At 54.8% G+C, this 23210-nt stretch carries 22 protein-coding genes; 12 read left to right on the forward strand and 10 right to left on the reverse strand.

All coding sequences use genetic code 11. From position 1 onward, the window contains the following. Positions 1–28: 28 nt before the first annotated feature. Positions 29–1657 (forward strand): chaperonin GroEL, encoded by a 1629-nt coding sequence (gene groL, locus ACR2R1_RS11515; RefSeq protein WP_077728448.1) that lies wholly within the window; start codon positions 29–31, stop codon positions 1655–1657. Between the two features lie 162 nt (positions 1658–1819). After that, entirely contained in the window at positions 1820–2557 is a 738-nt protein-coding gene (locus tag ACR2R1_RS11520) for a phosphoadenylyl-sulfate reductase (RefSeq protein ID WP_077728449.1), read from the forward strand. Between the two features lie 46 nt (positions 2558–2603). Here the strand turns inward: ACR2R1_RS11520 and cysB are convergent, their stop codons facing one another. Beyond that, a complete protein-coding gene (gene cysB / locus ACR2R1_RS11525) occupies positions 2604–3578 on the reverse strand; it encodes an HTH-type transcriptional regulator CysB (RefSeq protein WP_077728450.1) in 975 nt (324 codons plus the stop codon). A gap of 291 nt (positions 3579–3869) precedes the next feature. Between cysB and ACR2R1_RS11530 the strand changes: the two genes are divergently transcribed. Further along, positions 3870–4121: a hypothetical protein gene (locus ACR2R1_RS11530; RefSeq protein WP_139841142.1), complete on the forward strand. Its 252-nt coding sequence runs from the start codon at positions 3870–3872 to the stop codon at positions 4119–4121. Between the two features lie 333 nt (positions 4122–4454). Here ACR2R1_RS11530 and fdxA read toward each other — a convergent pair whose 3' ends face one another. Together fdxA and ACR2R1_RS11540 are read right to left on the reverse strand one after the other, a co-directional pair. After that, positions 4455–4778: a ferredoxin FdxA gene (gene fdxA, locus ACR2R1_RS11535; protein WP_077728452.1), complete on the reverse strand. Its 324-nt coding sequence runs from the start codon at positions 4776–4778 to the stop codon at positions 4455–4457. 218 nt (positions 4779–4996) lie between these two features. Further along, positions 4997–5497, reverse strand: coding sequence for a cytochrome P460 family protein (locus ACR2R1_RS11540; RefSeq protein WP_240502385.1), 501 nt, complete (start codon positions 5495–5497; stop codon positions 4997–4999). Positions 5498–5846: 349 nt separating this feature from the next. Here ACR2R1_RS11540 and ACR2R1_RS11545 point away from each other — a divergent pair, with 349 nt between their 5' ends. Next, positions 5847–6215 (forward strand): group I truncated hemoglobin, encoded by a 369-nt coding sequence (locus ACR2R1_RS11545; RefSeq protein WP_077728454.1) that lies wholly within the window; start codon positions 5847–5849, stop codon positions 6213–6215. A gap of 29 nt (positions 6216–6244) precedes the next feature. Beyond that, positions 6245–7210: an FAD-binding oxidoreductase gene (locus ACR2R1_RS11550; protein WP_347257251.1), complete on the forward strand. Its 966-nt coding sequence runs from the start codon at positions 6245–6247 to the stop codon at positions 7208–7210. Between the two features lie 195 nt (positions 7211–7405). Here ACR2R1_RS11550 and ACR2R1_RS11555 read toward each other — a convergent pair whose 3' ends face one another. Then, complete coding sequence (locus tag ACR2R1_RS11555) at positions 7406–7888, reverse strand: PepSY domain-containing protein (protein WP_133717645.1); 483 nt, start codon at positions 7886–7888, stop codon at positions 7406–7408. Positions 7889–8184: 296 nt separating this feature from the next. On the opposite strand from ACR2R1_RS11555, the gene ACR2R1_RS11560 reads away from it, so the two are divergent. Beyond that, on the forward strand, positions 8185–9495 hold the full coding sequence (locus ACR2R1_RS11560; RefSeq protein WP_077728457.1) for a dicarboxylate/amino acid:cation symporter: 1311 nt from the start codon (positions 8185–8187) through the stop codon (positions 9493–9495). 34 nt (positions 9496–9529) lie between these two features. Here the strand turns inward: ACR2R1_RS11560 and nhaD are convergent, their stop codons facing one another. Next, complete coding sequence (gene nhaD, locus ACR2R1_RS11565; RefSeq protein WP_086135225.1) at positions 9530–10888, reverse strand: sodium:proton antiporter NhaD; 1359 nt, start codon at positions 10886–10888, stop codon at positions 9530–9532. A gap of 314 nt (positions 10889–11202) precedes the next feature. On the opposite strand from nhaD, the gene ACR2R1_RS11570 reads away from it, so the two are divergent. Next, a complete protein-coding gene (locus ACR2R1_RS11570; protein WP_086135162.1) occupies positions 11203–12852 on the forward strand; it encodes a nitrite/sulfite reductase in 1650 nt (549 codons plus the stop codon). Next, positions 12839–13321, forward strand: a complete 483-nt coding sequence (locus ACR2R1_RS11575) for a DUF934 domain-containing protein (protein WP_077728460.1) — start codon at positions 12839–12841, stop codon at positions 13319–13321. Before ACR2R1_RS11570 ends, ACR2R1_RS11575 begins: the two co-directional genes overlap by 14 nt. A gap of 84 nt (positions 13322–13405) precedes the next feature. Here the strand turns inward: ACR2R1_RS11575 and ACR2R1_RS11580 are convergent, their stop codons facing one another. The 3 genes from ACR2R1_RS11580 to gpmI all read right to left on the reverse strand — a co-directional run bounded on the left by ACR2R1_RS11580 (position 13406) and on the right by gpmI (position 17495). Then, positions 13406–14728, reverse strand: a complete 1323-nt coding sequence (locus ACR2R1_RS11580) for a S41 family peptidase (protein WP_077728461.1) — start codon at positions 14726–14728, stop codon at positions 13406–13408. A 59-nt stretch (positions 14729–14787) separates the two neighbouring features. Continuing rightward, on the reverse strand, positions 14788–15891 hold the full coding sequence (locus tag ACR2R1_RS11585; RefSeq protein ID WP_086135161.1) for a peptidoglycan DD-metalloendopeptidase family protein: 1104 nt from the start codon (positions 15889–15891) through the stop codon (positions 14788–14790). Positions 15892–15953: 62 nt separating this feature from the next. Further along, positions 15954–17495 carry a 2,3-bisphosphoglycerate-independent phosphoglycerate mutase gene (gpmI, locus tag ACR2R1_RS11590; RefSeq protein ID WP_086135160.1) on the reverse strand — a complete coding sequence of 514 codons (1542 nt, stop codon included), beginning with the start codon at positions 17493–17495 and terminating at the stop codon, positions 15954–15956. 283 nt (positions 17496–17778) lie between these two features. Here gpmI and ACR2R1_RS11595 point away from each other — a divergent pair, with 283 nt between their 5' ends. From ACR2R1_RS11595 to ACR2R1_RS11610, 4 genes are read left to right on the forward strand one after another with little or no spacing between them, the layout of a single operon-like run. After that, complete coding sequence (locus tag ACR2R1_RS11595; RefSeq protein ID WP_077728464.1) at positions 17779–18090, forward strand: ArsR/SmtB family transcription factor; 312 nt, start codon at positions 17779–17781, stop codon at positions 18088–18090. A 19-nt stretch (positions 18091–18109) separates the two neighbouring features. Then, the gene (locus ACR2R1_RS11600; protein ID WP_077728465.1) at positions 18110–18559 is read left to right on the forward strand and encodes a rhodanese-like domain-containing protein; all 450 of its coding nucleotides are present in this window, start codon (positions 18110–18112) and stop codon (positions 18557–18559) included. A gap of 50 nt (positions 18560–18609) precedes the next feature. Then, the gene (secB, locus tag ACR2R1_RS11605) at positions 18610–19071 is read left to right on the forward strand and encodes a protein-export chaperone SecB (protein WP_077728466.1); all 462 of its coding nucleotides are present in this window, start codon (positions 18610–18612) and stop codon (positions 19069–19071) included. A gap of 23 nt (positions 19072–19094) precedes the next feature. Beyond that, positions 19095–20099 (forward strand): NAD(P)H-dependent glycerol-3-phosphate dehydrogenase, encoded by a 1005-nt coding sequence (locus tag ACR2R1_RS11610; protein WP_156880256.1) that lies wholly within the window; start codon positions 19095–19097, stop codon positions 20097–20099. A gap of 11 nt (positions 20100–20110) precedes the next feature. On the opposite strand, the gene ACR2R1_RS11615 is transcribed toward ACR2R1_RS11610, so the two are convergent. Both ACR2R1_RS11615 and ACR2R1_RS11620 read right to left on the reverse strand, forming a co-directional pair. After that, a complete protein-coding gene (locus ACR2R1_RS11615; protein ID WP_077728468.1) occupies positions 20111–20584 on the reverse strand; it encodes a tRNA (cytidine(34)-2'-O)-methyltransferase in 474 nt (157 codons plus the stop codon). 8 nt (positions 20585–20592) lie between these two features. Further along, positions 20593–23097: a glycogen/starch/alpha-glucan phosphorylase gene (locus tag ACR2R1_RS11620; protein ID WP_434110193.1), complete on the reverse strand. Its 2505-nt coding sequence runs from the start codon at positions 23095–23097 to the stop codon at positions 20593–20595. Positions 23098–23210: the final 113 nt, after the last annotated feature.

A 23210-nucleotide genomic window follows, 5' to 3' on the forward strand; every position in this document is an offset into this window, starting at 1 on the left:
TTCAGACTGATTTTGGAGGAATTAACTGATGGCAGCTAAAGAAGTCCGTTTTTCCGATGACGCCCGTCAGCGCATGCTGGCCGGGGTTAACGTTCTGGCCGACGCAGTGAAGCAGACCCTGGGCCCGAAAGGCCGTAACGTCGTGCTGGAAAAGAGCTTCGGCGCACCGACCGTCACCAAAGACGGCGTTTCGGTCGCAAAAGAGATCGAACTGAAAGACAAGTTCGAGAACATGGGCGCTCAGATGGTGAAGGAAGTCGCCTCGAAGACGTCCGACGTCGCCGGCGACGGCACCACCACGGCAACCGTCCTGGCTCAGGCCATTGTCCGCGAAGGCTTGAAATCCGTAGCGGCGGGTGCAAACCCGATGGATATCAAACGCGGCATCGATCAGGCGGTCGGCGTGGTCATCGAAGAGCTGAAGAAACTCTCCAAGCCCTGCACCGACAGTAAAGCCATCGCCCAGGTCGGCACCATCTCCGCCAACTCCGACGAGAGCATCGGCAAAATCATCGCCGACGCGATGGACAAGGTGGGCAAGGAAGGCGTGATTACCGTTGAGGAAGGTTCCGGTTTGGACAACGAACTGGATGTTGTCGAGGGTATGCAGTTCGACCGCGGCTATCTCTCGCCCTATTTCATCAACAGCCAAGAAACCATGAGCGTCGAGCTCGAAAACCCGTACATCCTGCTGCACGACAAGAAGATCTCCAACATCCGCGACTTGCTGCCGCTGCTCGAAAAAGTGGCGAAATCCGGTCGTTCGCTGTTGATCGTCGCCGAGGATGTCGAAGGCGAAGCGTTGGCGACCCTGGTAGTCAACACCATGCGCGGCATCATCAAGGTTTGCGCCGTTAAGGCGCCGGGCTTCGGCGATCGCCGCAAGGCCATGCTGGAAGACATCGCCATCCTGACCGGTGGCCGCGTCATTTCCGAAGAACTGGGCCTGAGCCTCGAAAAAGTCGACCTGGGCGATCTCGGCAGTGCGAAGAAGATCCAGATCAACAAGGAAAACACCACCATCGTCGACGGCGCCGGCAAAGCGGAAGACATCAAGGCTCGCGTCGAGCAGATCCGCAAGCAGATCGAAGACACCACCTCGGACTACGATCGCGAGAAACTGCAAGAGCGCGTGGCCAAGCTGGCCGGCGGCGTTGCCGTGATCAAAGTCGGCGCAGCCACCGAAGTCGAGATGAAAGAAAAGAAAGCCCGCGTGGAAGACGCGCTGCACGCAACCCGCGCTGCGGTTGAAGAAGGCATCGTTCCGGGCGGCGGCGTCGCTTTCATCCGTGCTCAAAACGCGCTGAAGGATCTGCAGGGCAAGAACCACGACCAGACCGTGGGTATCGCCATCCTGCGCCGTTCGATCGAGGAGCCGCTGCGTCAAATCGTGACCAACGCGGGCGAAGAAGCTTCGGTCGTCCTGAACCGGGTTCAGGGAGGCGAAGGCACCTTCGGCTACAACGCTGCGACCGGTGAATACGGCGACATGATTCAGATGGGTATCCTGGACCCGACCAAGGTCACCCGTTCCGCGCTGCAGAACGCCGCGTCCGTGGCCGGTCTGATGCTCACCACGGAAGCCATGGTGGCCGAACAGCCGAAGAAAGAAAAAGGAGCCGGCATGCCCGGTGCCGGAATGGAAGACATGATGTAATCGGTTGCTTCCACGACCGAGAACACCAAAGCCCCGCCGAAAACGGCGGGGCTTTTTCGTCTGATCTTATCCCGTTTTTCTATATCAAAAGTTGTTTTTAGAATTTTTAGGATTGAATCTCGTGTGTTACCTTATCCGTCACGGTTTCTACCCCGATACGACATGAGTACTCAATTCTTCGATCTCGATCAGCTTAAAGGCGAATTGGCCGGAAAAAATCCCCGCGCGATTCTCAAGGCGGCGCTGACATGGTTCGACAACATCGCCATTTCCTTCAGCGGCGCCGAAGACGTGGTATTGATCGACCTAGCCAGCAAGCTCAAGCCGGGCATTCAGGTCTTCACCTTGGATACCGGTCGCTTGCATCCCGAAACCTACAGATTGATCGAGACCGTTCGGGAGCGCTACCCCATTCGGCTGGACGTTCTTTCGCCGGATCGCGTGCAACTGGAAACTTTAGTCAGAGAAAAAGGCTTATTCAGCTTCTACAAAGACGGCCATCACGAATGTTGCAGCATCCGCAAGGTCGAGCCGCTTCGCCGGAAGCTTAGTCAGCTGGACGCCTGGATTACCGGTCAGCGACGCGACCAAAACCCGACTCGGGAAAATTTGGCCGAGATCGAGCTTGACGAAGCTTTTTCCACGCCCGACCATCGCCTGATCAAATTCAATCCGCTCGCGAACTGGTCGTCGGCGCAGGTGTGGGATTACATCGAAGCCTACGACGTGCCCTTCAACGAACTGCATCGTAAAGGTTTCGTCAGCATAGGCTGCGAACCTTGCACTCGGCCGATTCTGCCCAATCAGCATGAGCGCGAAGGCCGGTGGTGGTGGGAAGATGCCGGGAAGAAGGAATGCGGCCTACATGCCGGGAATCTGAAAACAGCTGAAAAAGCTTGAGGATCAACACCGGCCTTGGCGCATCACCAAGCCGGGCATGCGAAAACTAGCGCACCGGCAGCGCGATATTCTCGAACAAGGCATCGACGTCTTTTTGTTCCCGCTGGGTCATGGCTTGTTCCACCAATTCCCGCGTCAGATGCGGCGCGAATAAGCGGATGAACTCGTAAATGAATCCGCGGATGAACATATCCCGCCGCAGCCCGATCTTCGTCGTGCTCAAACCGAACATATGACTGGCATCGAGCGGAATCAGATCGGCGTCCGCGACAGGGTCGTAAGCCATCTTGGCAACGATTCCGACTCCCAAACCGAGCCTTACATAGGTCTTGATCACGTCCGCATCCACCGCAGTCAAAGCTAACTGGGGATGCAGATTTGCCTTCTCGAACGCCTGATCCAGCTGCGAACGTCCGGTAAATCCGAAGACGTAAGTCACGATGGGATACTCGGCGACATCCTGCAAAGTTAGCTCCGCCTTTTCCGTCAATGGATGCCCCTGCTGTACCAAGACACAGCGATTCCACTGGTAACACGGCAGCATGACGAGATTCTCGAAGAGCTCCATCGCTTCGGTGGCAATCGCCATATCGACAACCCCGCGCGACGCCAATTCGGAAATCTGCATCGGCGTGCCCTGGTTGATATTGAGCTTGATCCCGGGGTAACGACGCATGAACTCCTTTATGGCGGGAGGAAGCGCATAGCGCGCCTGCGTGTGCGTAGTGGCGATGGACAGCGAACCGACCTTATTGTCGCGGTGTTCCTGCGCGATATTCTTTATATCCTGGACCTTGCCCAAAATTTCTCCGGCAATCGCCACAATCTGCTTGCCGGCTGCGGTAATCTCCGTCAGGTGCTTGCCGTTCCGCGCGAAAATCGGAAGCCCCAGTTCATCCTCCAAAAGCCGGACTTGCTTGCTAATTCCGGGCTGCGACGTGTAGAGGCTGTCCGCCGTCGCAGAAACATTCAATTCGTGCTGCGCAACTTCCCAGATATAGCGTAATTGCTGCAATTTCATGGCGTCTTCGGCGTCATCCCGAGTGAACGAGGGAAACAAAAATTATACTCTTTTCAATAGCATCATTTCGCAAAGCTCAACTCTAAGGCTGAATTAATCGCGAAAAGCTACCAACCTCGAGCAGCCCCGAATTTCGGCAAATACTCTATCTCTAGGTAAGATCTGCGAGGACTGCTAAACGCCTGTCGCCGTTGCCGGTATCGTTTCCGACGAACCGGTTCCCGCTCCACCTCAAAACCGACTCGAAACTGCGGAGCGCTTGTATTTCGGGTGCCTCAGGAACAGGAATTCTTGAAAGCATGGGTCGAGTCGGACCTCCGTTGCGGTGAAGCTGGACAAGTGGGATACGATGCCGTGGCAGGCCATCGGAGCATCGAATTCCGATCGGTGACCGTAACCACCGTAAAAGGCGAAGGCAAGGAGTACATCGACCGCGGCCATGCGGTCATTTACCGCGGCACCTACGAAAAGTTTCGCGACGAGGACGGATACATCTTTCCACGCGGGGAGCGGATCGCGGCGTGCGAACGCACTTCCGCATGATTACCGAAGATCCTTATGAAGACGATTTCATCGGGATCGAGCCGTATATCTTACAAGACCCCGCAGCCTGGTGCGCACATCCCGGCACGCGCCGCCCAGTTCAGTTTTCCAAGAGCGGACGACAAATCTTGAGCGATTGTGAAAACAGCAGCGGCAGCTGCTGAAACGTGTTCGGTTCAAGACCGACTGTTCACGACAAAAAGGCGCTGCTGACTTCAACAGCGCCCTCGACAGCGGAGATTGAGACTTTTCAGTTGAGGCGACGAAAAGACGAATTATCGAACCCGATTGAACTCCCCGCCGTATAACTCATCGCTAGCCACGACCTTCCGATTATTTTTCGAGATATTGCATCTTGTCCGGTTTGCCGTTCCACTCGTCCGCATCTTCCAAAGCTGGCTTGACTTCCGTGATGCTTGGCCACACTTTCGAAAGCTCCGCGTTCAATTGGATGAATTGTTCCTGGCCCTCCGGAACTTCATCTTCGGAATAAATCGCGTTCGCGGGGCATTCGGGCTCGCATAAAGTGCAGTCGATACATTCATCAGGATCGATGACTAGAAAATTCGGCCCCTCGTGAAAGCAGTCGACCGGGCAAACATCGACGCAATCGGTAAATTTGCACTTGATGCAGTTTTCGGTTACTACGAAAGTCATTTCAAATTTTCCTGTAAGCTGTATGGGTTACCAGATAACAGCCTGTTTCGCTCGTTATTGGACTCGGCTCTATGCGTGCAGTTTCACCGCCCCGCCAAACCCGTTCCAATCTATCTTGCAAGCAGCAGTGACGGGCAGCCTCTTGAAATTAAGAGGCGCATTTTACATGCACCTGGGGCAATTCCCAAGCAACCCCCGCCGATATCGTCTTTTCCGGTTCAAGGCAAATTGATCGGTCCCGTGAATACCCAATCGTTCTGTTGAACAGTCGTGTGGCAGCCGACGCATTCCTGTGCAAAATTCGCGTCCTTGCCATAAGGTTCCTGCTTCTCTCCCAGCCAGCGGGCAAAACCCCAGCCGCCCGTTGAAGCATACTTGGCTGAATCCTTGATCATGAACTCGGCATGGACGAATTCACCCGGCACCATGGCCGTGGGATATTTGGGATGGTTTTTTTGCTTTACCACCAGCTTGGCCAGCACCGCTCCATCTGGCCAAGGATTGGTATTTCCGGCTCTCGCCGCAGCAATAGCGACATCATTACCTAAAATGGCACGGAGCGTACTGGTTTCCGGACGCTGAGAAACAGCGATTAGCCGCCAATCTTTATAATTCTGCGGGATCGTAATCCCATTCGGAGCCGGTGCTACATTGGACTGTTCCGCCCAAGCAAACGTCGCGATGACCGCGGCCCCCAAGATCATCATAATTCTTTTCACTGCAAAATCTCCTCTGAGAGTCGTAAAACTTGCCCCCTAGCGAAGACGAACACACGTTATCACCGGCACTTCACTCGAATAAGGTAAATCCAGCGCTACCGATCGTCGAACCTTGCCAAGGTGTTGCGTCTAGCGGATGCCGGGGACAAAGGCAGCCGATTTTCGGTCTTTTTGTCCAAGCCTGCAATCCGCAAACCTAGGCCGATTGACAGAGTAGCGTACCGTCTCTTAATATTCATCGAGCACGCATATTAAGTGCAATAAACGCGATTTACGCGTTTTTTTATGCGCGTAAAGATGCATTAATGCTACATGATTGACAGAAACCCATAGTTTTGGAGAACTCTAAATGAGCCAAAGTCTTTTTGAAAAGCTGGGGGGCGAAGCTGCCGTAGACGCTGCCGTCGATATTTTTTACCGCAAGGTCTTGAGCGACGACCGAATCGCCCATTTCTTCGAAAGCGTCGACATGGAGGCACAAGCGGCCAAGCAGAAAGCATTCTTGACCATGGCATTCGGGGGTCCCCATCACTACTCCGGTCTCGACATGCGGCGAGGCCACGCTCATCTTGTCAAGAACGGATTGAACGACGCTCATTTTGATGCGGTGATGGAAAACCTGGCCGCGACCATGCAGGAACTCAAAGTTCCGGAAGAACTTATTGCCGAAGCTGCGGCCATCGCCGAAAGTACTCGGAACGACGTTCTCGGTCGATAACCCGCGGTTTATTCTGGGGAAGGGTCTCGATGCCGAATATCCGCTACGATGGACAAATCTATTCGCTACGCGACGGTCAGTCCGTTCTTGAGTGTTTGACCGAGCACGGCGCATCCGTGCCGTTCGGTTGTCGCGCCGGTATTTGCCAAGCCTGTCTGATGCGGGCGGAGGTCGGGCGTCCACCGGAAGCTTCGCAAAAAGGACTGAAGCCGACGCTAAAAGCCAAGAATTACTTTCTGGCGTGTATTTGCAATCCGGAAGAAACCCTTTCAGTCTCGTTGCCTGGCAACGAGCTTTCCAGGACCCCCGCGACGATTGTGGGCATGGAGCTTCTAAACGCCGAGATCATGCAGGTCAGCCTGAAAGCCCACGAACAGATCGAGTATCGGGCCGGTCAATTCATCAACCTGTATCAGGGCGAGAATCTGGCGCGAAGCTATTCCGTCGCCAGCCTACCGACCGAAGATCCTCATATTCATATCCACGTACGGCGAGTACCACAAGGGAAAGTGAGCAATTGGGTGCACGACGCCTTGCGCCCGGGCGACACGATCGACATTCAAGGTCCAGGCGGCGATTGCTATTACCTACCCGGATCGCCCGAACAAGGCCTGCTGCTGATCGGCACGGGCAGCGGACTGGCGCCGCTGTACGGCGTCGTTCGTGACGCTCTCGCCCAGGGCCATATCGGACCGATCAGGCTCTTTCACGGCAGCCGGACTCCGAACGGTCTCTACCTAACCGATAAACTGCGAGAACTTACCAGAGCCTACTCCAATTTCGAGTACACAGCCTGTCTTTCGGGCAGCCACGTTTCGAAAGAATTCGCAAGCGGAAGGGTTCACCAGATCGCGTTGAATGAGGTGCCCAACTTGACAGGATGGCGAGTTTTTCTGTGCGGACACCCGGAAATGGTGAAAGCCGCTCAAAAGAAAGCCTTCCTGGCAGGCGCATCCATGAAAGACATCGTGTGCGACGCGTTCACGTCGGTGTGATTCCCAGCTGATCGAAAAAACTCGGAGCCTAGCGGGTCCCGGGTTTGGCGTCGGCAGGAACGTGAACCGCCGCGACCATCCCTGCCCCTGATATCGACGGAGACGTGAGATGTGGAGGCTACCTTCAGGCCGCTCCCGTCGAGTAGATGTTGCTCAGGGTGGTGCGAAACCGACCGAGCGTAAAAAATACCTTCCTCAGTCATCATCTTCCTCGATGGTCACCTGAGTGCCATCCGCCGAAACAAAAACCTCGATCTTCTTGTTCCTTTCGTCCCGTCCCTCGAACTCGTATCCGGCGGGGCCAATTCCCTTAGTGACCGATTCGACCTCGTCCGGTTTGAAATTGGGCAGCCTCGCTTTCAATGCTTCACGCGCGACGATGGGGACCTCCTCCAACGGAATCTCGGTCTCGGCCTCGACCAATGTCCCTTCGGGCGTCACCTCAACCTCTACTTTACGATTCGATGAATCGCGTCCCTTCAGTTCGTAAATGGCCTGGCCCTTTTCCGTTTCCGTCTCAGCTTTCTCCCATTGGACTCCAGGCACCGCCTTGTCTGCCGTTGCTCTTACGGCTGGCGGCACTTGATCCAAAGGAACCTTCTTCTCGCCTGAACTCCCGGAGCCGTCACAACCGGTAAGACTGACGAGACACAATAAACCGAAGGTGATAAATCTCATGATTCGAACCCTCCTTGTCCGTCCGATGAATAGAAATGCGCCGCTCATCGCCTTGGCTATTTGGGCAGTGAGCAGCCTCTCGTTCGAGTGATGTAAGCAACAAGCGCAAGTACCGTCAATTGGGACAAATCCCTAACGCAGAACGGCCGAAACCACGCCTGAAGACCGCGCCATGCCGAAATGGGCACTAGTCCCAGGCCCCCTGGACTATCGGAAATGTCGACTTAAGCTACGCCGACCGCCTTAGTCTTGAACGATGCGATAACATCCTCTCTTTCGATCAACAGAAACTGAACATGAAAGCAAAACGATGGCCCCTGTCGATACGCGTACTGATAGGCGTCGCGCTGGGGGCGTTACTCGGCGTCGTCGGTGGCGATGAAGCTTATCTTTGGGGCCTTCGAAACGACCATCTCGGGCAGCTCGGAATGCTCGTGATCCGACTCCTGAAAGCGCTTGCCGTGCCGCTCATTCTATTTGCGATTCTCGATGCATTTGCGCGAACCCATATATCCGCAAGAAGCGGAGGACGGCTGGTGACGATTTGCCTCATCAACGTTTCGGTCGCTTGCATGATCGGCTTGCTGCTGATGAATGCGATAGAACCCGGGCTGGCATGGCAGGACAGGATCGAGCAACTCACCGCCCAACTTTCCGGAAATTCCGCTCTGGCGAGCTCAAACGCGGTCCCGGCGGCAACCCTCAACCCATTGAAGAACCTCGGCGCCTATATCCCTCAAAGCCTGATCGAACCGCTTGCCGGCAATAACGTGATCTCGGTAGTTCTGCTCGCCTTGCTATTCGGCGCCGCCCTACGCTGGCTTAAAGATCGCCAAGGCGAGAGCGATATCGCAGACATTCGACCGTTGGAAGGATTTGTATCCTCGGCCTATCAGATTCTAGCCAAGGTGCTTTCTTGGGTTGTCGAAGCCGTTCCGTTCGCAGTCTTCGGCCTCGTAGCTCAAGTCGTCGGAAAAACCGGTCTGGAAATCTTCGCCGATTTAGGCGGGTTTCTCGGTGTTATAAGCCTTGGCCTGGCTTTGCACGGCCTCGTTTATTATCCCTTGGCGGCATGGCTGGCGGGTGGAAAGCCACCGCACATTTATCTGAAGCAAGGCGCGGATGCCATCATGACCGGCTTATCGGCAAACAGCAGTTTGGCGGCCATGCCCGTTACCTTGCGGTGCCTGAGGACCATCGGCGTCTCGGACTCATCTGCGCGCATCGCGGTTTGCGCCGGAACAAATCTTAATAACGACGGCATCACGCTGTACGAGGCTATGGCGGCACTGTTCCTGGCACAGGCATTGGGTTACGGGCTTGGAGCCGGACAACAAGCCATTATTGTGCTCTCGGCGCTTATGGCGGCTATCGGCGTCGCCGGAATTCCGGAAGCGGGATTGATTATCCTTCCACTGGTGCTGAGTGCGTCAGGTTTGCCGGAGACAATCGTAGCCGCAGCGATACCTCTGATCGCGCCGGTCGATTGGATCCTCGCGAGACTCCGGTCCGGGGTAAACGTGCTCGCCGATATGCTCGTGGCGATCTTGCTCGATGCTTGGGAAGGACGCGGATCAGACCGCGAAAAAAAGCGTAGCCGCGGATAACGGCTACGCCTTGTTTAAATGAGCCGAAGCGGCGTTAGCCGTTGATCCAATAGTGGGTCAAAATGCTCGCGGCATAGCCGGCGATAATGGCCGGCGTCCAGCGCAGATGGCTGAAAAAGGTATACATGCCGCGCGACGTCCCCATGAGGGCCACACCCGCCGCCGAACCGATGGACAGCATGGTTCCGCCCACGCCGGCGGTCAAGGTCACGAGCATCCACTGATAAAGGTCCATATCGGGATTCATACTCAGCACCGCGAACATGACCGGAATGTTGTCGACGATGGCCGAAAGCACGCCGATCAGAATATTTGCCGTCGTCGCCCCAAGTCCATCGTACATCGCCTCGGAAACCAGTTCCAAATAACCGATGTAGCCCAAACCGCCCACAGCGAATACCACGCCGAAGAAAAACAGCAGGGTATCCCATTCCGCATCGCGAACATTGGCGAATACATCGAACCTCCCATTCTCGGCGCTGTACAACAGCTTCAAGCGGTAACCGTAGAACATCAGAAAGGAAAGTCCCACCATCATGCCCAGGAACGGCGGAAGATGCAGAAATTGCTTGAAGCTAACGGCGGTCACGATGGTGAGAGCGAACAAGCCGCAAACGATTAGGGCGCCGTCCTTCATCTTGACCTGCTCCTCATCGGGGAAATTGGGTGCTTCGTCCGGTATGGCGAAGTGCATGAAGGCGGCGGGCACAGCGAAGTTTACCACCGACGGAATGAACAGCTCGAAGAAGTCGAAGAACTCCGCCTTGCCGGCCTGCCAGACCATTAGCGTGGTGATATCGCCGAAGGGGCTGAACGCGCCACCCGCATTAGCCGCGCTCACCAAATTGACAAAACCCAAAGCTACGAAGCGTGGGCTATTTGCACCGACAGCCATCACCACAGCACCCACCAACAGCGCGGAAGTCAGGTTGTCAGCTACCGAGGACAGGAAGAAAGTGATCACCCCGGTGATCCAGAAAAGCTTGCGATAACCGAATTTACGGCTCACCAGCCAGGAACGCAGGGCCTCGAATACATTTCGGTCGGCCATGGCATTGATGTAGGTCATAGCGACCAACAAGAACAGAAACAGCTCGGCATACTCGCGGAGATCGTGCTCGAAGGCCTTGTGCACCTTCTCCGATGGAACGCTGTTGCTGGCGGCCAGATAAGCCACATGCGCCCAAATGATGCCGGCGGCAAGAATGACCGGCTTGGATTTTCGCAAATGGGTAAACTCTTCGGTCATCACGAACCCGTACGCGATGATGAAGACCAAGACGCAATAAAGGCCCCGTTGGGTACCGGTCAGCCCCAAGACCTCCGATCCTTCGGCCGATGCCAAACCGGGCACAAGAAATAGCAGCGAAAGTAAAACGAATGCGCGTAACAAAGCTAAGCCCTCTTCGGTGTTTTTGAAAAACGTCTGTGCCACTGCCGTCAAGCAGCACGACCCCCCAGTCAAAACAGCCCTGCATTATATATATAGAAGGGCTAGCGAATGAATAACCAAGCACTTTTTCCGCACTTCGGTTCAGGTGCACTTGTGACGGAAGAACGGCGTTTACAGGCAGAGTCGATATGAAGTAAATTCATAGATATATCCAGTTTTATTATTTTTTCCTATTAACGGCTCCATGTTATAGTTTTTCCCTACTGAATTACTCAGGCTTTTCTCTCGCCTAGGCAGACGGATTTCTTCCATATATGTACCAGTACGACAATTACGACCAGACCTTAGTGAATGAGCGCGCCGCTCAATTCAGGGGTCAAACAGAGCGGTTCTTGAAGGGAGAACTCAGCGAAGATCAGTACCGGCCTCTTCGCTTGATGAATGGTTTATACATCCAAAAACACGCGCCGATGCTGCGCATTGCCATTCCTTATGGCCTGCTCTCGTCGCGCCAACTGCGGATGTTGGCTCATATCGCGCGAACCTATGACAAGGGTTACGGCCACTTCACGACGCGACAGAACATTCAGTTCAATTGGCCGAAACTCGAGGACGTGCCGGATGTTCTGAGCGAACTCGCTACGGTACAGATGCATGCGATCCAAACGAGCGGCAACTGCATCCGCAACGTCACCAGCGATCATCTTGCGGGAGTCGGCGGAGACGAACTCGAGGACCCACGCCCTTATTGCGAAATTATCCGGCAGTGGTCCACCCTCCATCCGGAATTCAGCTTTCTGCCGCGCAAGTTCAAGATTGCCGTCAATGGTGCGGCAAAGGATAGAGCCGCAACCCAGCTACACGACATCGGTTTGCAGCTCGTCAAGAACGATCGGGACGAGATAGGTTTCGAAGTTCTGGTAGGCGGCGGCCTCGGGCGCACACCGATCATCGGCGTGACAATCCGCCCGTTTCTCGAGAAAAAGCACCTGCTGTCTTATCTGGAAGCGATTCTCCGCGTTTACAACCGCTTCGGACGTCGCGACAACAAATTCAAGGCGCGAATCAAGATCCTGGTGAAAGAGCTGGGAAAGGAAAAGTTTACCGAAATGGTCGAAGCCGAGTGGGCTGCAATAAAGGACGACCTGCTCCTGGATCTCGAAGAAATCGAGCGGATCAAGACGTTCTTCCAACCCGCGCCCTACGAGACGCTAGCCGACAATCCCTTGTTAGCGGAAAAAACGGCCCACGACAGCCAGTTTGCCGCTTGGTTCCGCCATAATACCTTCCCTCATAAAATGCCGGGTTATCGGGTTGTCTTCGTGTCCCTGAAAACACCGGGAAAACCTCCAGGAGATCTCAGCGCAAGCCAAATGGATGTAATTGCCGATTTAGCCGACCATTACAGTTTTGGCGAAATTCGAGTCACCCACACCCAGAATCTCGTTCTGGCCGACGTTAAACAGGCGGATTTGCACGACTTATGGCAGCGCCTTAAATCTCTTGAACTGGCGACACCCAATATCGGCACGGCGACGGATATCATCTGCTGCCCCGGCCTCGACTTTTGCTCATTGGCAAATGCGACATCGATTCCTATCGCTAACGGCATTCAGCAGATCTTCGACAATTTGGACTATCTCTACGATCTAGGCGATATCCGGATCAATGTCTCGGGTTGCATGAACGGTTGCGGACATCATACCGTCGGTCATATCGGCATTCTGGGCGTCGATAAAAAAGGGGAAGAGTGGTACCAGATTACCCTGGGCGGCTCATCCGGAAAGGATGCTTCCCTCGGTGAACGCCTAGGTCCCTCCGTAGCCAAGGACCAGGTTTGCCATGCGATAGAAGCCATCTTCCAAACTTACCGAGAGCATCGACTGGAAGACGAGGCATTTCTTGAAACGGTTAGACGTATCGGTATGCGACCATTCCAGGGGCGAGTTTATGGAGATAATTAAAGACGGCCATATCGTCGCAAACGACTGGCGGCACTTGAGCGACGACGAAGCCTTGCCGGAACAGGCTGTAACGGTTTCGCTGCTCCGCTGGAAGAACGAAAGGGATCGCCTGCTCGCTTGCAGCGTCCCCTTGGGGCTGCGCCTAAACAGCGACGACAGTCTCGAAGAAATTGCAGATGATCTTAAGTACTTCTCGATAATCGTCTTGGAATTTCGCCAGTTCACAGACGGCCGAAGCTTTTCTCTGGCTCGGCTTTTGCGGGAACGTTACGGTTTTAACGGCGAGCTTCGCGCCCGCGGCGATTTTCTCAGGGATCAGATGTTTTTTCTGAGTCGGGTAGGCGTAAACGCCTTCGAACCGAACGGCTCCGCGAATGCGCAAGAACTGCTGCCCGCATTGCAGGAGTTCACGGTGAAATATCAAGCCGCCGTAGACGTTAAAGAACCACTTTATCGGCGGCGTAAATAGCTGGGAAGCTCGGGCAACTCAAATACGCTCGACAAACAATACCCCCGGTCAAGCCGGGGGTGTGCTTCAATTCTCCGACACGGCCTAGTTCTTTTTATGGCCGTATCTCATGATATTGATACCCTTTAGAAGATTAAGGGCTTCGTTCAGCGGATAATCCTGCAGGGCCAAGGCCTCTTCACTCTTATCCCCTGCTTTGGTTTCGTCCTTCTTGAGCGGTTTCTCGGCTCCATTCTCGAGATGGTTTACCAAATCGGCTTCCTTGATCGGAGAAAACTCCGATTGGGCGGCCATTTCCAACTTCACCTTCGAGATCGGTACGTCCGGCGCGATGCCCTCCGCTTGAATGGAGCGTCCGGAAGGCGTGTAATAGCGCGCCGTGGTCAGTTTGACCGCGCCGCCATTGCTGGTCGGTAAGATTGTCTGCACCGAACCTTTGCCGAAGGTCTTTTCGCCCATGATGATGGCGCGTCCATGATCCTGCAAAGCACCGGCCACAATCTCCGAGGCCGAAGCGGAGCCGGAGTTTATCAGCACTACGATTGGAGCACCGTTCAGAACGTCATTCGGAGTCGCACTGAACCTCATCTTGGCGTCTTCGACACGACCATCGGTATAAACGATCAGGCCACTCTCCAAGAAGGCATCGCTAACCGCCACCGCCGCATTGAGAACTCCGCCGGGGTTATTGCGAAGATCCAGCACAACGCCCTTCAAGTCGCCTTTCTTTTTGAGCTCGCTGATGGCTTCGATGACATTGTCTCCAGTCTTGGACTGAAAGCTCGTAATGCGAACATAGCCGTATCCTTCCTCAAGAAGCCGGCTCTTTACGCTTTTGACCTTGATGACGTCGCGTACGATTTTAACCTTCAGCGGCTGCTCGACACCCTCGCGAACTATGGTCAACACGATCTCGCTACCCGGCTCGCCACGCATCATTTTAACCGCGTCGTTCAGGCTCATGCCTTTTACCGGCTTGTCGTCCAACCGGATAATGAGGTCGCCGGCTTTTATGCCAGCCTTCTGCGCGGGGGTATCGTCGATAGGCGCGATGACCTTCACGAAACCGTTTTCCATTCCGACCTCGATACCCAAGCCGCCGAACTGTCCGGTAGTACCGACCTTCAGCTCGTTATACTGCTCCTGATCCAAATACGCTGAATGCGGATCGAGACCAGCGAGCATTCCGCGAATGGCGTCTTCCAACAATTTCTGGTCCGTTACCGGCTCTACGTAATCCTGGCGTATGCGTCCATAAACCTCCGAAAAGGTTTTCAATCCTTCGAAGGGGATTGCATTTGTATCGCCACTGGCCTCCCGCTCGGCGAGGACGCTACTGCCCGTACTGATCAAAATGCCGAGCAGAACGCCAAAGATAAGAACCAGAAAATTTCTTTGTCGCAACATAGATTTTCCTACAACCAAAAACGCCCTGGATAAGGCCTCATAAATCAATCCGTAAAAAGTCAGTCTTTGTGACTGCACCATAACATAGGATTCACCGGTCTTCCTTTTTCGCGAATGCCAAAATAAAGTCCGGACTCCGCACGACCGCCGCTGGCACCGACTGTAGCGATGATATCACCGCCGTTCACCGAGTCCCCGACATTCTTATACAAACTCTGATTGAAAGCGTAGAGACTCATATATCCCTCGCCGTGATCGATAATGGTCAACAAGCCATAGCCCCGCAACCAATCGGAGTATGCCACCCTCCCCGCCGCAACGGCATGCACCGGCGCGCCCTCCGGTGCTCGTATAACGACACCATCCCAACGGCCACTCGCTCGCGGACTGCCGAACGACTCAAGCAGTGAACCCTTCGTCGGATATGTTAACTGACCATAAAGGGCGGAAAAGGGTCCTTTGCTGACTGACCGATCTCGCGCCGAGTCGTCCGACAAAGGCCGAATGGCGGCAACCAGATCTTGCAGGCGCTCTTCATCCTCCTGGAGCCGCCTCAGCTGGGTGTCCTTATCCTGAAGGCTATGTTCCAAGTCGGCCAAAACCTCGCGTCGGGATTGTCGGAACTTATCCAACTCGAGGCGATCTTTTGCTACCTGCTCACGAGTGGATTGAAGCTTCGCCGCTTCGGCCGACGCTTGCTGCTGCAATTGCGAAACGGTTGTTAAATCCTTTTGCATCTCCCTCAGCAGCGAGAATCGAGCTTGACTCAGATAATTGTAATAAGCCAGCACGCGACTGAGCTGGCGTGGGTCTTCCTGATCCAACACCAGCTTCAGCCAATCTTGCCGGCCGGCGGCATAGGCCGCACGAGCTTGTCCTGTCAATGTTTTATATTGCGCTTTCACTGCCGCCCGCAACTCACTGCTTTGGCGTTCCAAATCGTTCAAATGCCGCAATTGGGCTTGCGCTTGAATCTCGAGCTCTTTAAGCCGTTTTGCCAGACGTCCGTAGTCCCGCTCGATACCGCTCAATTGCCCGATCAGAGCTCGTCTGCGCGACTCTAGAGCGTCCCTGGACTTCTGGACCGTCTTAATACGCTCCCGAACCGTAGTTAGTTCATCCAAACGATCCTTTGGTTCCGAGACCGCCGCCGCGAAAGGCATTTTGAATGCTAGAGCCAGACAGAAAACTCGCGCGACTCGGTGACAGGACAAAACGGCAAACCTCAAATCAGCAACGATCGCCCCGTCATATCCGCCGGCTTTTCAAGCCCGATAATCGCGAGCAATGTCGGCGCGACATCGGGCAGACCGCCTCCGTCGCTTAACCTACCGGCTTTGCCTTTATACACGAGCGGCACGGGATTAACCGAGTGCGCGGTCTGAACTTCGCCGGTCGAAGGATCGATCATTTGCTCGACATTGCCATGATCTGCCGTAATCAGCATTTCGCCCCCGACCTTGTCGAGAGCCTCGACGACTCGACCCAATGCCTCATCCAAAGCCTCTACCGCCCGAATCGATGCGTCCAGGTTACCAGTATGACCAACCATATCCCCGTTGGCGTAGTTACAGATGATGACGTCGTACTCGCCGGACTCGATCGCCTTGACCAATTCTTCCGTCACTTCAGGAGCACTCATTTCCGGCTTCTGATCGTAGGTCTTGACCTTGGGCGACGGCACCAAGATGCGCGTTTCTCCGGGAAAGGGCGTTTCTACTCCGCCATTAAAGAAAAACGTAACGTGAGCGTACTTTTCAGTCTCGGCCAACCGCAACTGCTTTAGACCATGCTTCGACAAGACTTCGCCCAGGCTGTTGGTCACGTCTTGCGGCGGATAAGCGACGGGAAACGTAAAGTCTTGGTGATATTCCGTCAATGTAACAAACCCACCCAGCTTCGGAACGACCTCGCGTCGAAACCCCACGAAATCGGCCTCGTTGAGTGCGCGCGTCAGCTCTCGGGCGCGATCGGCCCGAAAATTCATGAATATCACGACATCGCCGTCCTTGAGAGTAATCGGCGCTTCACCGTCCGGAACGATTGAAGTCGCTTTGACGAACTCGTCGGACTCACCCCGCTCGTAAGCCAGCGTCAAGCCCTCGATCGCCGTTTCCGTGCGGTAATCGGCTTTTCCTTGCACGATAAGGTCGTATGCCTGCTGGATACGGTCCCAGCGATTATCGCGATCCATCGCGTAAAAACGGCCAATAATGGATGCAATCCGCCCTGCCCCCAGTTCTTCGAACTTCGAATCCATTCTGCGTATCGGGTCGCCTGCGCTCTTGGGTGGGGTATCTCGCCCATCCAGAAAGGCATGCACATAGACCTTTCTCAGCCCCTTCCTAACCGCGAGCTCCGCCATTGCATGAATGTGAATTTCGTGGCTGTGAACGCCGCCGGGCGACAGCAGTCCTAAAATATGGAGTGCCTTATCGTTCCGAAGGGCCTTGTCCACGGCTTCGCGCAGAACGGGATTGGTGTAAAACGAACGGTCCCTAGCCGCTTTACTGATCAACGTAAAATCCTGATTGATAAGTCGACCCGCCCCTAAATGCAAATGTCCCACCTCGGAATTGCCCATTTGATCGTCGGGCAAGCCGACGACTTCACCGGAGCAATCGAGCAACGTATGCGCGCAAGTATTCCACAGCTTCGTCCATGTCGGGGTTCTTGCAAGAGCGATAGCGTTATGGTCTTTGGTTTCGCTGTAACCAAAACCGTCCAGAATGATGAGGACAACAGGTTTAGGACGATTCAACTTCAAAGTATAATCTCCCTCTCGGTTTTTGCGCGTTTGCCTGGCAATAAAGGCTTTGTTGCTTCCCGCAGAAAAAATCAGTATGTCCCAATGGCCAAGCGGCCGCTTTCGCGGAAAGGAAAAGACCTCGAACTCAATATCGCCGGATAAATATGAATTTGAGAATGAGGCGCCATGGGCTTAGGCAAAGGGAAAAACGGAGTAGTATTTTAACTTTTTTTTGCAACCCCGTGTTGCTCGAGCAATCGCGGCTAAAGAGCGCACAAACTCTTACAATGCGAAGCCTCCGATGACCAAACCAAACGAGATACTGATTACGGAAGATGCCGATATCGCGCAGGCTGCCTATTGCCTGAAAGCCATGTCCCATCCGCTGCGACTCAAGATTTTATGCACTTTGGGGAACAATAAAGTCAGCGTTCAGGACATCGTCGAGCAGGTCGGCACGACTCAGAGCAATATCTCTCAGCATCTGGGCATTCTGCGCGATAAAGGTATTCTCGCCTGTAAGAAAGACGCTAACCGCGTGTACTATTACGTTGACGACGAGCGCACACTGCAGCTGATCAAGCTGATGAAAGAAGTATTTTGTCATCATTAGTTGGAGCCGAATTTTCTCTATGACTGTCACACCCGACCGCCTGCTGGAATTCCTGGGCAATCACTGGATCATGGCCAGCGGTTTGCTCATTGTTACGATTTTGCTGATTCAGGATTTTATCGACAGCGCCTTCCGTAAACACAAAGTAATCTCGCCGACGGAAGCCGTAAACCTGATGAATGATGAAAACACCATCATTATCGATGTCCGCGAACCGCACGAACATGCCAACGGCCATATCGAAAATGCGAAATTCATTCCCTTGGGCAAACTCGAGGAACGAGCACAGGAATTGGAGGCATACAAACAAAATCCCGTTATCGTAACCTGCCAGTCCGGCACGCGATCTCCCCAGGCCTGCAAGAAACTGACCGGTTTAGGCTTCACCCGAGTGTTTGAAATGAAAGGCGGCATGCTCGCATGGGAAGACCAAAAATACCCCGTCGTTAAGAAGCGGAATAACAAGTAATTCGCCCTCTCCCGATTTTTCCAAGCTTACGAAATAAATAAGGATTATCCATGGCCGAAGAAACCACTCAGCCAGAAAGACAGTTCGTCCTGCAAAAGATTTACGTTAAGGACGTCTCTTTCGAGACGCCGAATTCGCCGGAGGTATTCACGCTCAAATGGGAACCGAAGGTCGAATTCAACCTGTCGAGCAATGCGCAAAAGCTTCAGGAAAATCTGTACGAGGTCAGTCTCACCACGACGGTAACCGTTAAACTCGGCGAAAAAACCGCTTATTTGGTGGAAGTCTGCCAAGCGGGGATTTTCGCGATGGCGGGCTTCGACGACCAAGAACTCGGCCCTCTGATCGGTAGCTACTGTCCGAACGTTCTCTTTCCGTATGCGCGCGAGGCCGTTTCCGATCTCGTGACCAAGGGCGGTTTCCCGCCCATGCTCCTTGCCCCCATCAATTTCGACGCCTTGTACATGCAGCAGATGCAACAGCAGCAGGGCTCCGCCCCCACAAGCCATTAACGGGATAGTCCGCAATCGCCCACATGACAGCTGTATCAGTTCTCGGCGCGGGCTCATGGGGCACAGCCCTAGCCCTTTTGATAGCCCGCAACGGCCATCCCACTGTGCTTTGGGGGCATCGCCCCGAACATTTGGCCAAACTCAACGCCGCCCGGTGCAACGAGCGCTATTTACCCGGTGCGCGCTTTCCCGACAACCTCCGGGTCGTCGCGAATCTGGAAGAAGCCGTTAAGACCGCGGAAATTCTCGTAGTTGCGGTGCCCAGCCATGCATTTAGAAACCTCCTGATGGACCTGGCACCGCATCTCACCCCGGAATCCAAGATCGCATGGGCCACGAAAGGTCTGGAACTGCAAAGCGGAAAGCTTTTGCACCAAGTCACGGAGGACGTTCTGGGACCCGACATTCCCGCCGCCGTGCTGTCCGGCCCAAGCTTCGCCCGCGACTTGGCCGCCAATCTCCCGACCGCCATTACGGTAGCGTCACGGGAGATCGAATTCGCCAAAATGCTGGCGGGGCTGCTTCATAACAACCGATTCCGCGCATACACCACCGAAGACATCATCGGCGTTCAGTTGGGCGGGGCGACCAAGAACGTACTGGCTATCGCCGCCGGGGTCGCCGACGGCCTGGGCTTCGGCGCCAACTCCCGTGCGGCGCTGATAACCCGCGGACTCGCAGAGATGATGCGCTTGGGTTTGGCATTGGGTGGCAAACCGGAAACCTTCATGGGACTTGCCGGTGTCGGCGATCTCATTTTGACCTGCACCGACAATCAATCTCGAAACCGGCGCTTCGGCCTCGGGCTCGGCAAAGGGCTCCCGCGAGAGCAAGTCGCGGCCGAAATCGGCCAAGAAATCGAAGGGATTCTTACTACGAAGGTTATTTACCAGCTGGCGCAAAGTCTCGGGATCGAGATGCCGATTACCGAACAGACCTACAAAATCCTTTACGAAGGGCTCGCGCCTTTAGAGGCCGTCAACAATCTACTCCTGAGAGAACAGAAGCCGGAAGCCTTGGCCGGTTGAGCCTGCTTCGGTCAAACCCGTTCAATCGCTCCCGAAAAGCCGTTCTGCCGCCATGCTTCGTAAAGCACCAACGCTACGGTATTGGACAGATTCAGGCTGCGGCTTTCCGGTTTCATAGGCACGTAAAGAAGGCGCGGCTTCGGCAAGGAAGCCAGCAAGGTTTCCGGCAATCCCCTGGACTCCGGACCGAACAGCAAGGCGTCATTCGGGCGGAAGTCGGCATCCGCGTAGCAGCACCGCCCTTTGGTGCTGAGCGCGAACAGCCGCTCCGGCCGAACCCGTTCCAAGAATTCATCCAGTCCCCCGTATTCCCGCACATCTGCCCATTCCCGATAATCGAGGCCGGCGCGCCGCAACCTGGCGTCATCAAGCCGGAAGCCCAAGGGATGGATGAGATGCAGCCAAGCGCCCGTGTTGGCGCAGAGACGGATGATATTCCCTGTGTTCGGCGGTATTTCCGGCTCGTAAAGGACGATGTGGAACACGTTAGGACTTATTCACACCGAGGGCGGATCGGCTCCAGTTTCCAAATGTCGCGGTTGTACTCCGAAATCGTGCGGTCGGTGGAAAACTTGCCGCCAGCAGCGCAGTTTAGGATGCTCATTCTTGCCCACTGCTCTTGATCGAGGTAAGCAGCGGCCGCGCGCCTCTGGGCTTCTACGTAACTTTGAAAGTCGGCAGCCGTCATCCAAGGATCGTGCGGGCTTTTTATGGCATGGATGATGGGATCGAAAATTCCCGGTTCGAATTGGTTGAAGTGCCCGCTTTCCAAGAGATGCATCACCCGGCGCAGGTCGTCATTGCCGTTTATGACGGGCTCGGGATCGTATTGGCCTCGCTTCGCCTCCACCTCCTCGGCGGTGAGGCCGAACAGGAAGAAATTCTCGGCCCCCACTTCCTGACGAATCTCGATATTGGCGCCATCGAGAGTACCGATAGTCAGCGCCCCATTCAGCATGAACTTCATGTTGCCGGTACCGGACGCTTCCTTACCCGCGGTCGAAATCTGTTCGGAAAGATCGGTGCCGGGACAAATGTATTCCATCGCAGTCACCCGGTAATTGGGCAGGAAGGCCACCTTGAGCAGCTCGCCGGCCGCAGCATCGCGATCGATCACGTTGGACACATTACTGATCAATTTGATGATTCGCTTCGCCATGGCATAGCCCGGTGCCGCCTTGCCGCCGAATAGGACGCACCTCGGCGTCCAATTGGCCGTATCGCCGCGCTTAATGCGGTCATAGAGGTGAATGACATGAAGTACGTTGAGCAACTGGCGCTTGTATTCGTGTATCCGTTTAACCTGAACGTCGAACAGCGCATCCAGTTCGATATCCACGCCCAGCTCCGCTTTCTTATAGCGTAAGAGACGCTCCTTGTTATGGCGCTTGATTTCCCTCCAGCGTTGGCGAAACGCAGAATCATCGGCATATGCGGCCAGCTTGCCGAGTTGGGACAGATCGGTCAACCAACCCTCGCCTATCGTTTCCGTGATCAACGAGGCAAGCTTGGGATTACACCCGGCCAGCCAGCGGCGAGGCGTAATACCGTTGGTCTTGTTGTTGAACTTATTCGGCCACAGTTCGTAAAAATCGCGAAACAGCCCTTGCATGAGCAGATTGGAGTGAAGCTCCGCCACCCCGTTGACCGAAAAGCTCCCGACGATGGCCAGGTAAGCCATGCGAACCTGTTGCTCCCAGCCTTCCTCGATCAGGGACATCCGCGCCAATCGGTCCAGATCGCCCGGCCAGCGGTTGGCGACCTCACCCAAGAATCGTGCGTTGATGTCGAAAATGATTTCCAGCAACCGCGGCAACAATTGCCGGAACAGGCGCACCGGCCATTTCTCCAAGGCTTCCGGAAGCAGTGTGTGATTGGTATAAGCCATGGTACGCGAGGTGATGGCCCAAGCCTCATCCCAATGCAACCCATGCTCGTCCATCAAAAGGCGCATCAGCTCGGCTACGGCAATACTCGGATGGGTGTCGTTGAGCTGAAAACAATTCTTTTCCGCAAACCGACTGAAGTCCTCGCCATGCACCAGCACCCATTTGCGGATGACGTCCTGAAGACTGGCCGAAGCCAAAAAGTATTGCTGGCGTAGCCTCAACTCCTTTCCGTTCTCGCTTGCATCATTGGGATACAACACCATGGTGATGTTTTCCGCCATGTTCTTGGAACGGACCGCTTCGGTGTAATCTCCGGCATTGAAGTCTTGTAGATCGAATTCATCCGTGGCAGCCGCTTTCCACAGGCGCAGCGTGTTAACCGTACCGTTCTTGTAACCGGGAATCGGGATGTCGTACGGGACTGCGAGCACATCGTGGGTATCCACCCAGCGCCTCCTCGGGTGGGATTCGTCGCCGCCATAAGTATCCGTCCGCCCGCCGAAACGTATCCGCACCGTCAGTTCCGGACGCTCCAGCTCCCAGACGTGGCCGTTCCGCAGCCAATGATCGGGCTCCTCGACCTGATGGCCATCCTCGATGTTTTGCCGAAACATGCCATATTCGTAACGGATGCCGTAGCCCATCACCGGCAACTGCAGCGTCGCACAGCTATCTACGAAACAAGCAGCCAGCCGACCCAGCCCGCCGTTACCCAATCCGGCATCTTGTTCGCTCTCGACGATCTCCTCTAGATCCAGCCCCAGGTCATGTAAAGTTTCGTGCAGAGGATCGTCGATCCCGAGATTGAGCGTGGCGTTACTCAAGGTCCGCCCCATCAAGAATTCCATGGATAAATAGTAAGCACGCTTGCAGTCCGCTTCCTCATAGGCGTAATGCGTATTCTTCCACCGCTCCATCAAGCGGTCGCGGACCGTCAAAGCGACCGCCGTGTAGGCATAGTGCGCGGATGCGCAGTACTTGTCGCGGCCGAGCGTGTAGCTGAAATGACGGCGGATGTCCACGGCCAAATCCTTGGCCTTCAACCCCAAGGCAGGCAGCTCGGTCAACCACGGTTTTCGCTTACTATTCACAAGACTTCGGTTTGGCATAGTCGGTCCGCTTATTTGGCAATTTCAGATTGGGCACGAAAAGCTCGTCGTTCCTCTGCGGCTGTCCGCAGACGACAAAGCCGGAAAGGGGCGATTATCGCATCAAAGCCGGA

The sequence above is a fragment of the Methylocaldum sp. GT1TLB genome, assembly GCF_051027445.1.
Taxonomy (GTDB): domain Bacteria; phylum Pseudomonadota; class Gammaproteobacteria; order Methylococcales; family Methylococcaceae; genus Methylocaldum.

What these genes read in the sequence shown, in the direction of transcription:
- ACR2R1_RS11575 (WP_077728460.1), top strand. Translation starts at nt 12,839, where the DNA reads ATGGAGATAATTAAAGACGGCCATATCGTCGCAAACGACTGGCGGCAC.
- secB (WP_077728466.1), top strand. Translation starts at nt 18,610, where the DNA reads ATGGCCGAAGAAACCACTCAGCCAGAAAGACAGTTCGTCCTGCAAAAG.
- ACR2R1_RS11620 (WP_434110193.1), bottom strand. Translation starts at nt 23,097, where the DNA reads ATGCCAAACCGAAGTCTTGTGAATAGTAAGCGAAAACCGTGGTTGACC.
- fdxA (WP_077728452.1), bottom strand. Translation starts at nt 4,778, where the DNA reads ATGACTTTCGTAGTAACCGAAAACTGCATCAAGTGCAAATTTACCGAT.
- ACR2R1_RS11585 (WP_086135161.1), bottom strand. Translation starts at nt 15,891, where the DNA reads ATGCCTTTCGCGGCGGCGGTCTCGGAACCAAAGGATCGTTTGGATGAA.
- ACR2R1_RS11560 (WP_077728457.1), top strand. Translation starts at nt 8,185, where the DNA reads ATGAAAGCAAAACGATGGCCCCTGTCGATACGCGTACTGATAGGCGTC.
- ACR2R1_RS11555 (WP_133717645.1), bottom strand. Translation starts at nt 7,888, where the DNA reads ATGAGATTTATCACCTTCGGTTTATTGTGTCTCGTCAGTCTTACCGGT.
- cysB (WP_077728450.1), bottom strand. Translation starts at nt 3,578, where the DNA reads ATGAAATTGCAGCAATTACGCTATATCTGGGAAGTTGCGCAGCACGAA.
- ACR2R1_RS11580 (WP_077728461.1), bottom strand. Translation starts at nt 14,728, where the DNA reads ATGTTGCGACAAAGAAATTTTCTGGTTCTTATCTTTGGCGTTCTGCTC.
- ACR2R1_RS11595 (WP_077728464.1), top strand. Translation starts at nt 17,779, where the DNA reads ATGACCAAACCAAACGAGATACTGATTACGGAAGATGCCGATATCGCG.
- ACR2R1_RS11520 (WP_077728449.1), top strand. Translation starts at nt 1,820, where the DNA reads ATGAGTACTCAATTCTTCGATCTCGATCAGCTTAAAGGCGAATTGGCC.
- ACR2R1_RS11545 (WP_077728454.1), top strand. Translation starts at nt 5,847, where the DNA reads ATGAGCCAAAGTCTTTTTGAAAAGCTGGGGGGCGAAGCTGCCGTAGAC.
- groL (WP_077728448.1), top strand. Translation starts at nt 29, where the DNA reads ATGGCAGCTAAAGAAGTCCGTTTTTCCGATGACGCCCGTCAGCGCATG.
- ACR2R1_RS11610 (WP_156880256.1), top strand. Translation starts at nt 19,095, where the DNA reads ATGACAGCTGTATCAGTTCTCGGCGCGGGCTCATGGGGCACAGCCCTA.
- ACR2R1_RS11550 (WP_347257251.1), top strand. Translation starts at nt 6,245, where the DNA reads ATGCCGAATATCCGCTACGATGGACAAATCTATTCGCTACGCGACGGT.
- ACR2R1_RS11570 (WP_086135162.1), top strand. Translation starts at nt 11,203, where the DNA reads ATGTACCAGTACGACAATTACGACCAGACCTTAGTGAATGAGCGCGCC.
- ACR2R1_RS11600 (WP_077728465.1), top strand. Translation starts at nt 18,110, where the DNA reads ATGACTGTCACACCCGACCGCCTGCTGGAATTCCTGGGCAATCACTGG.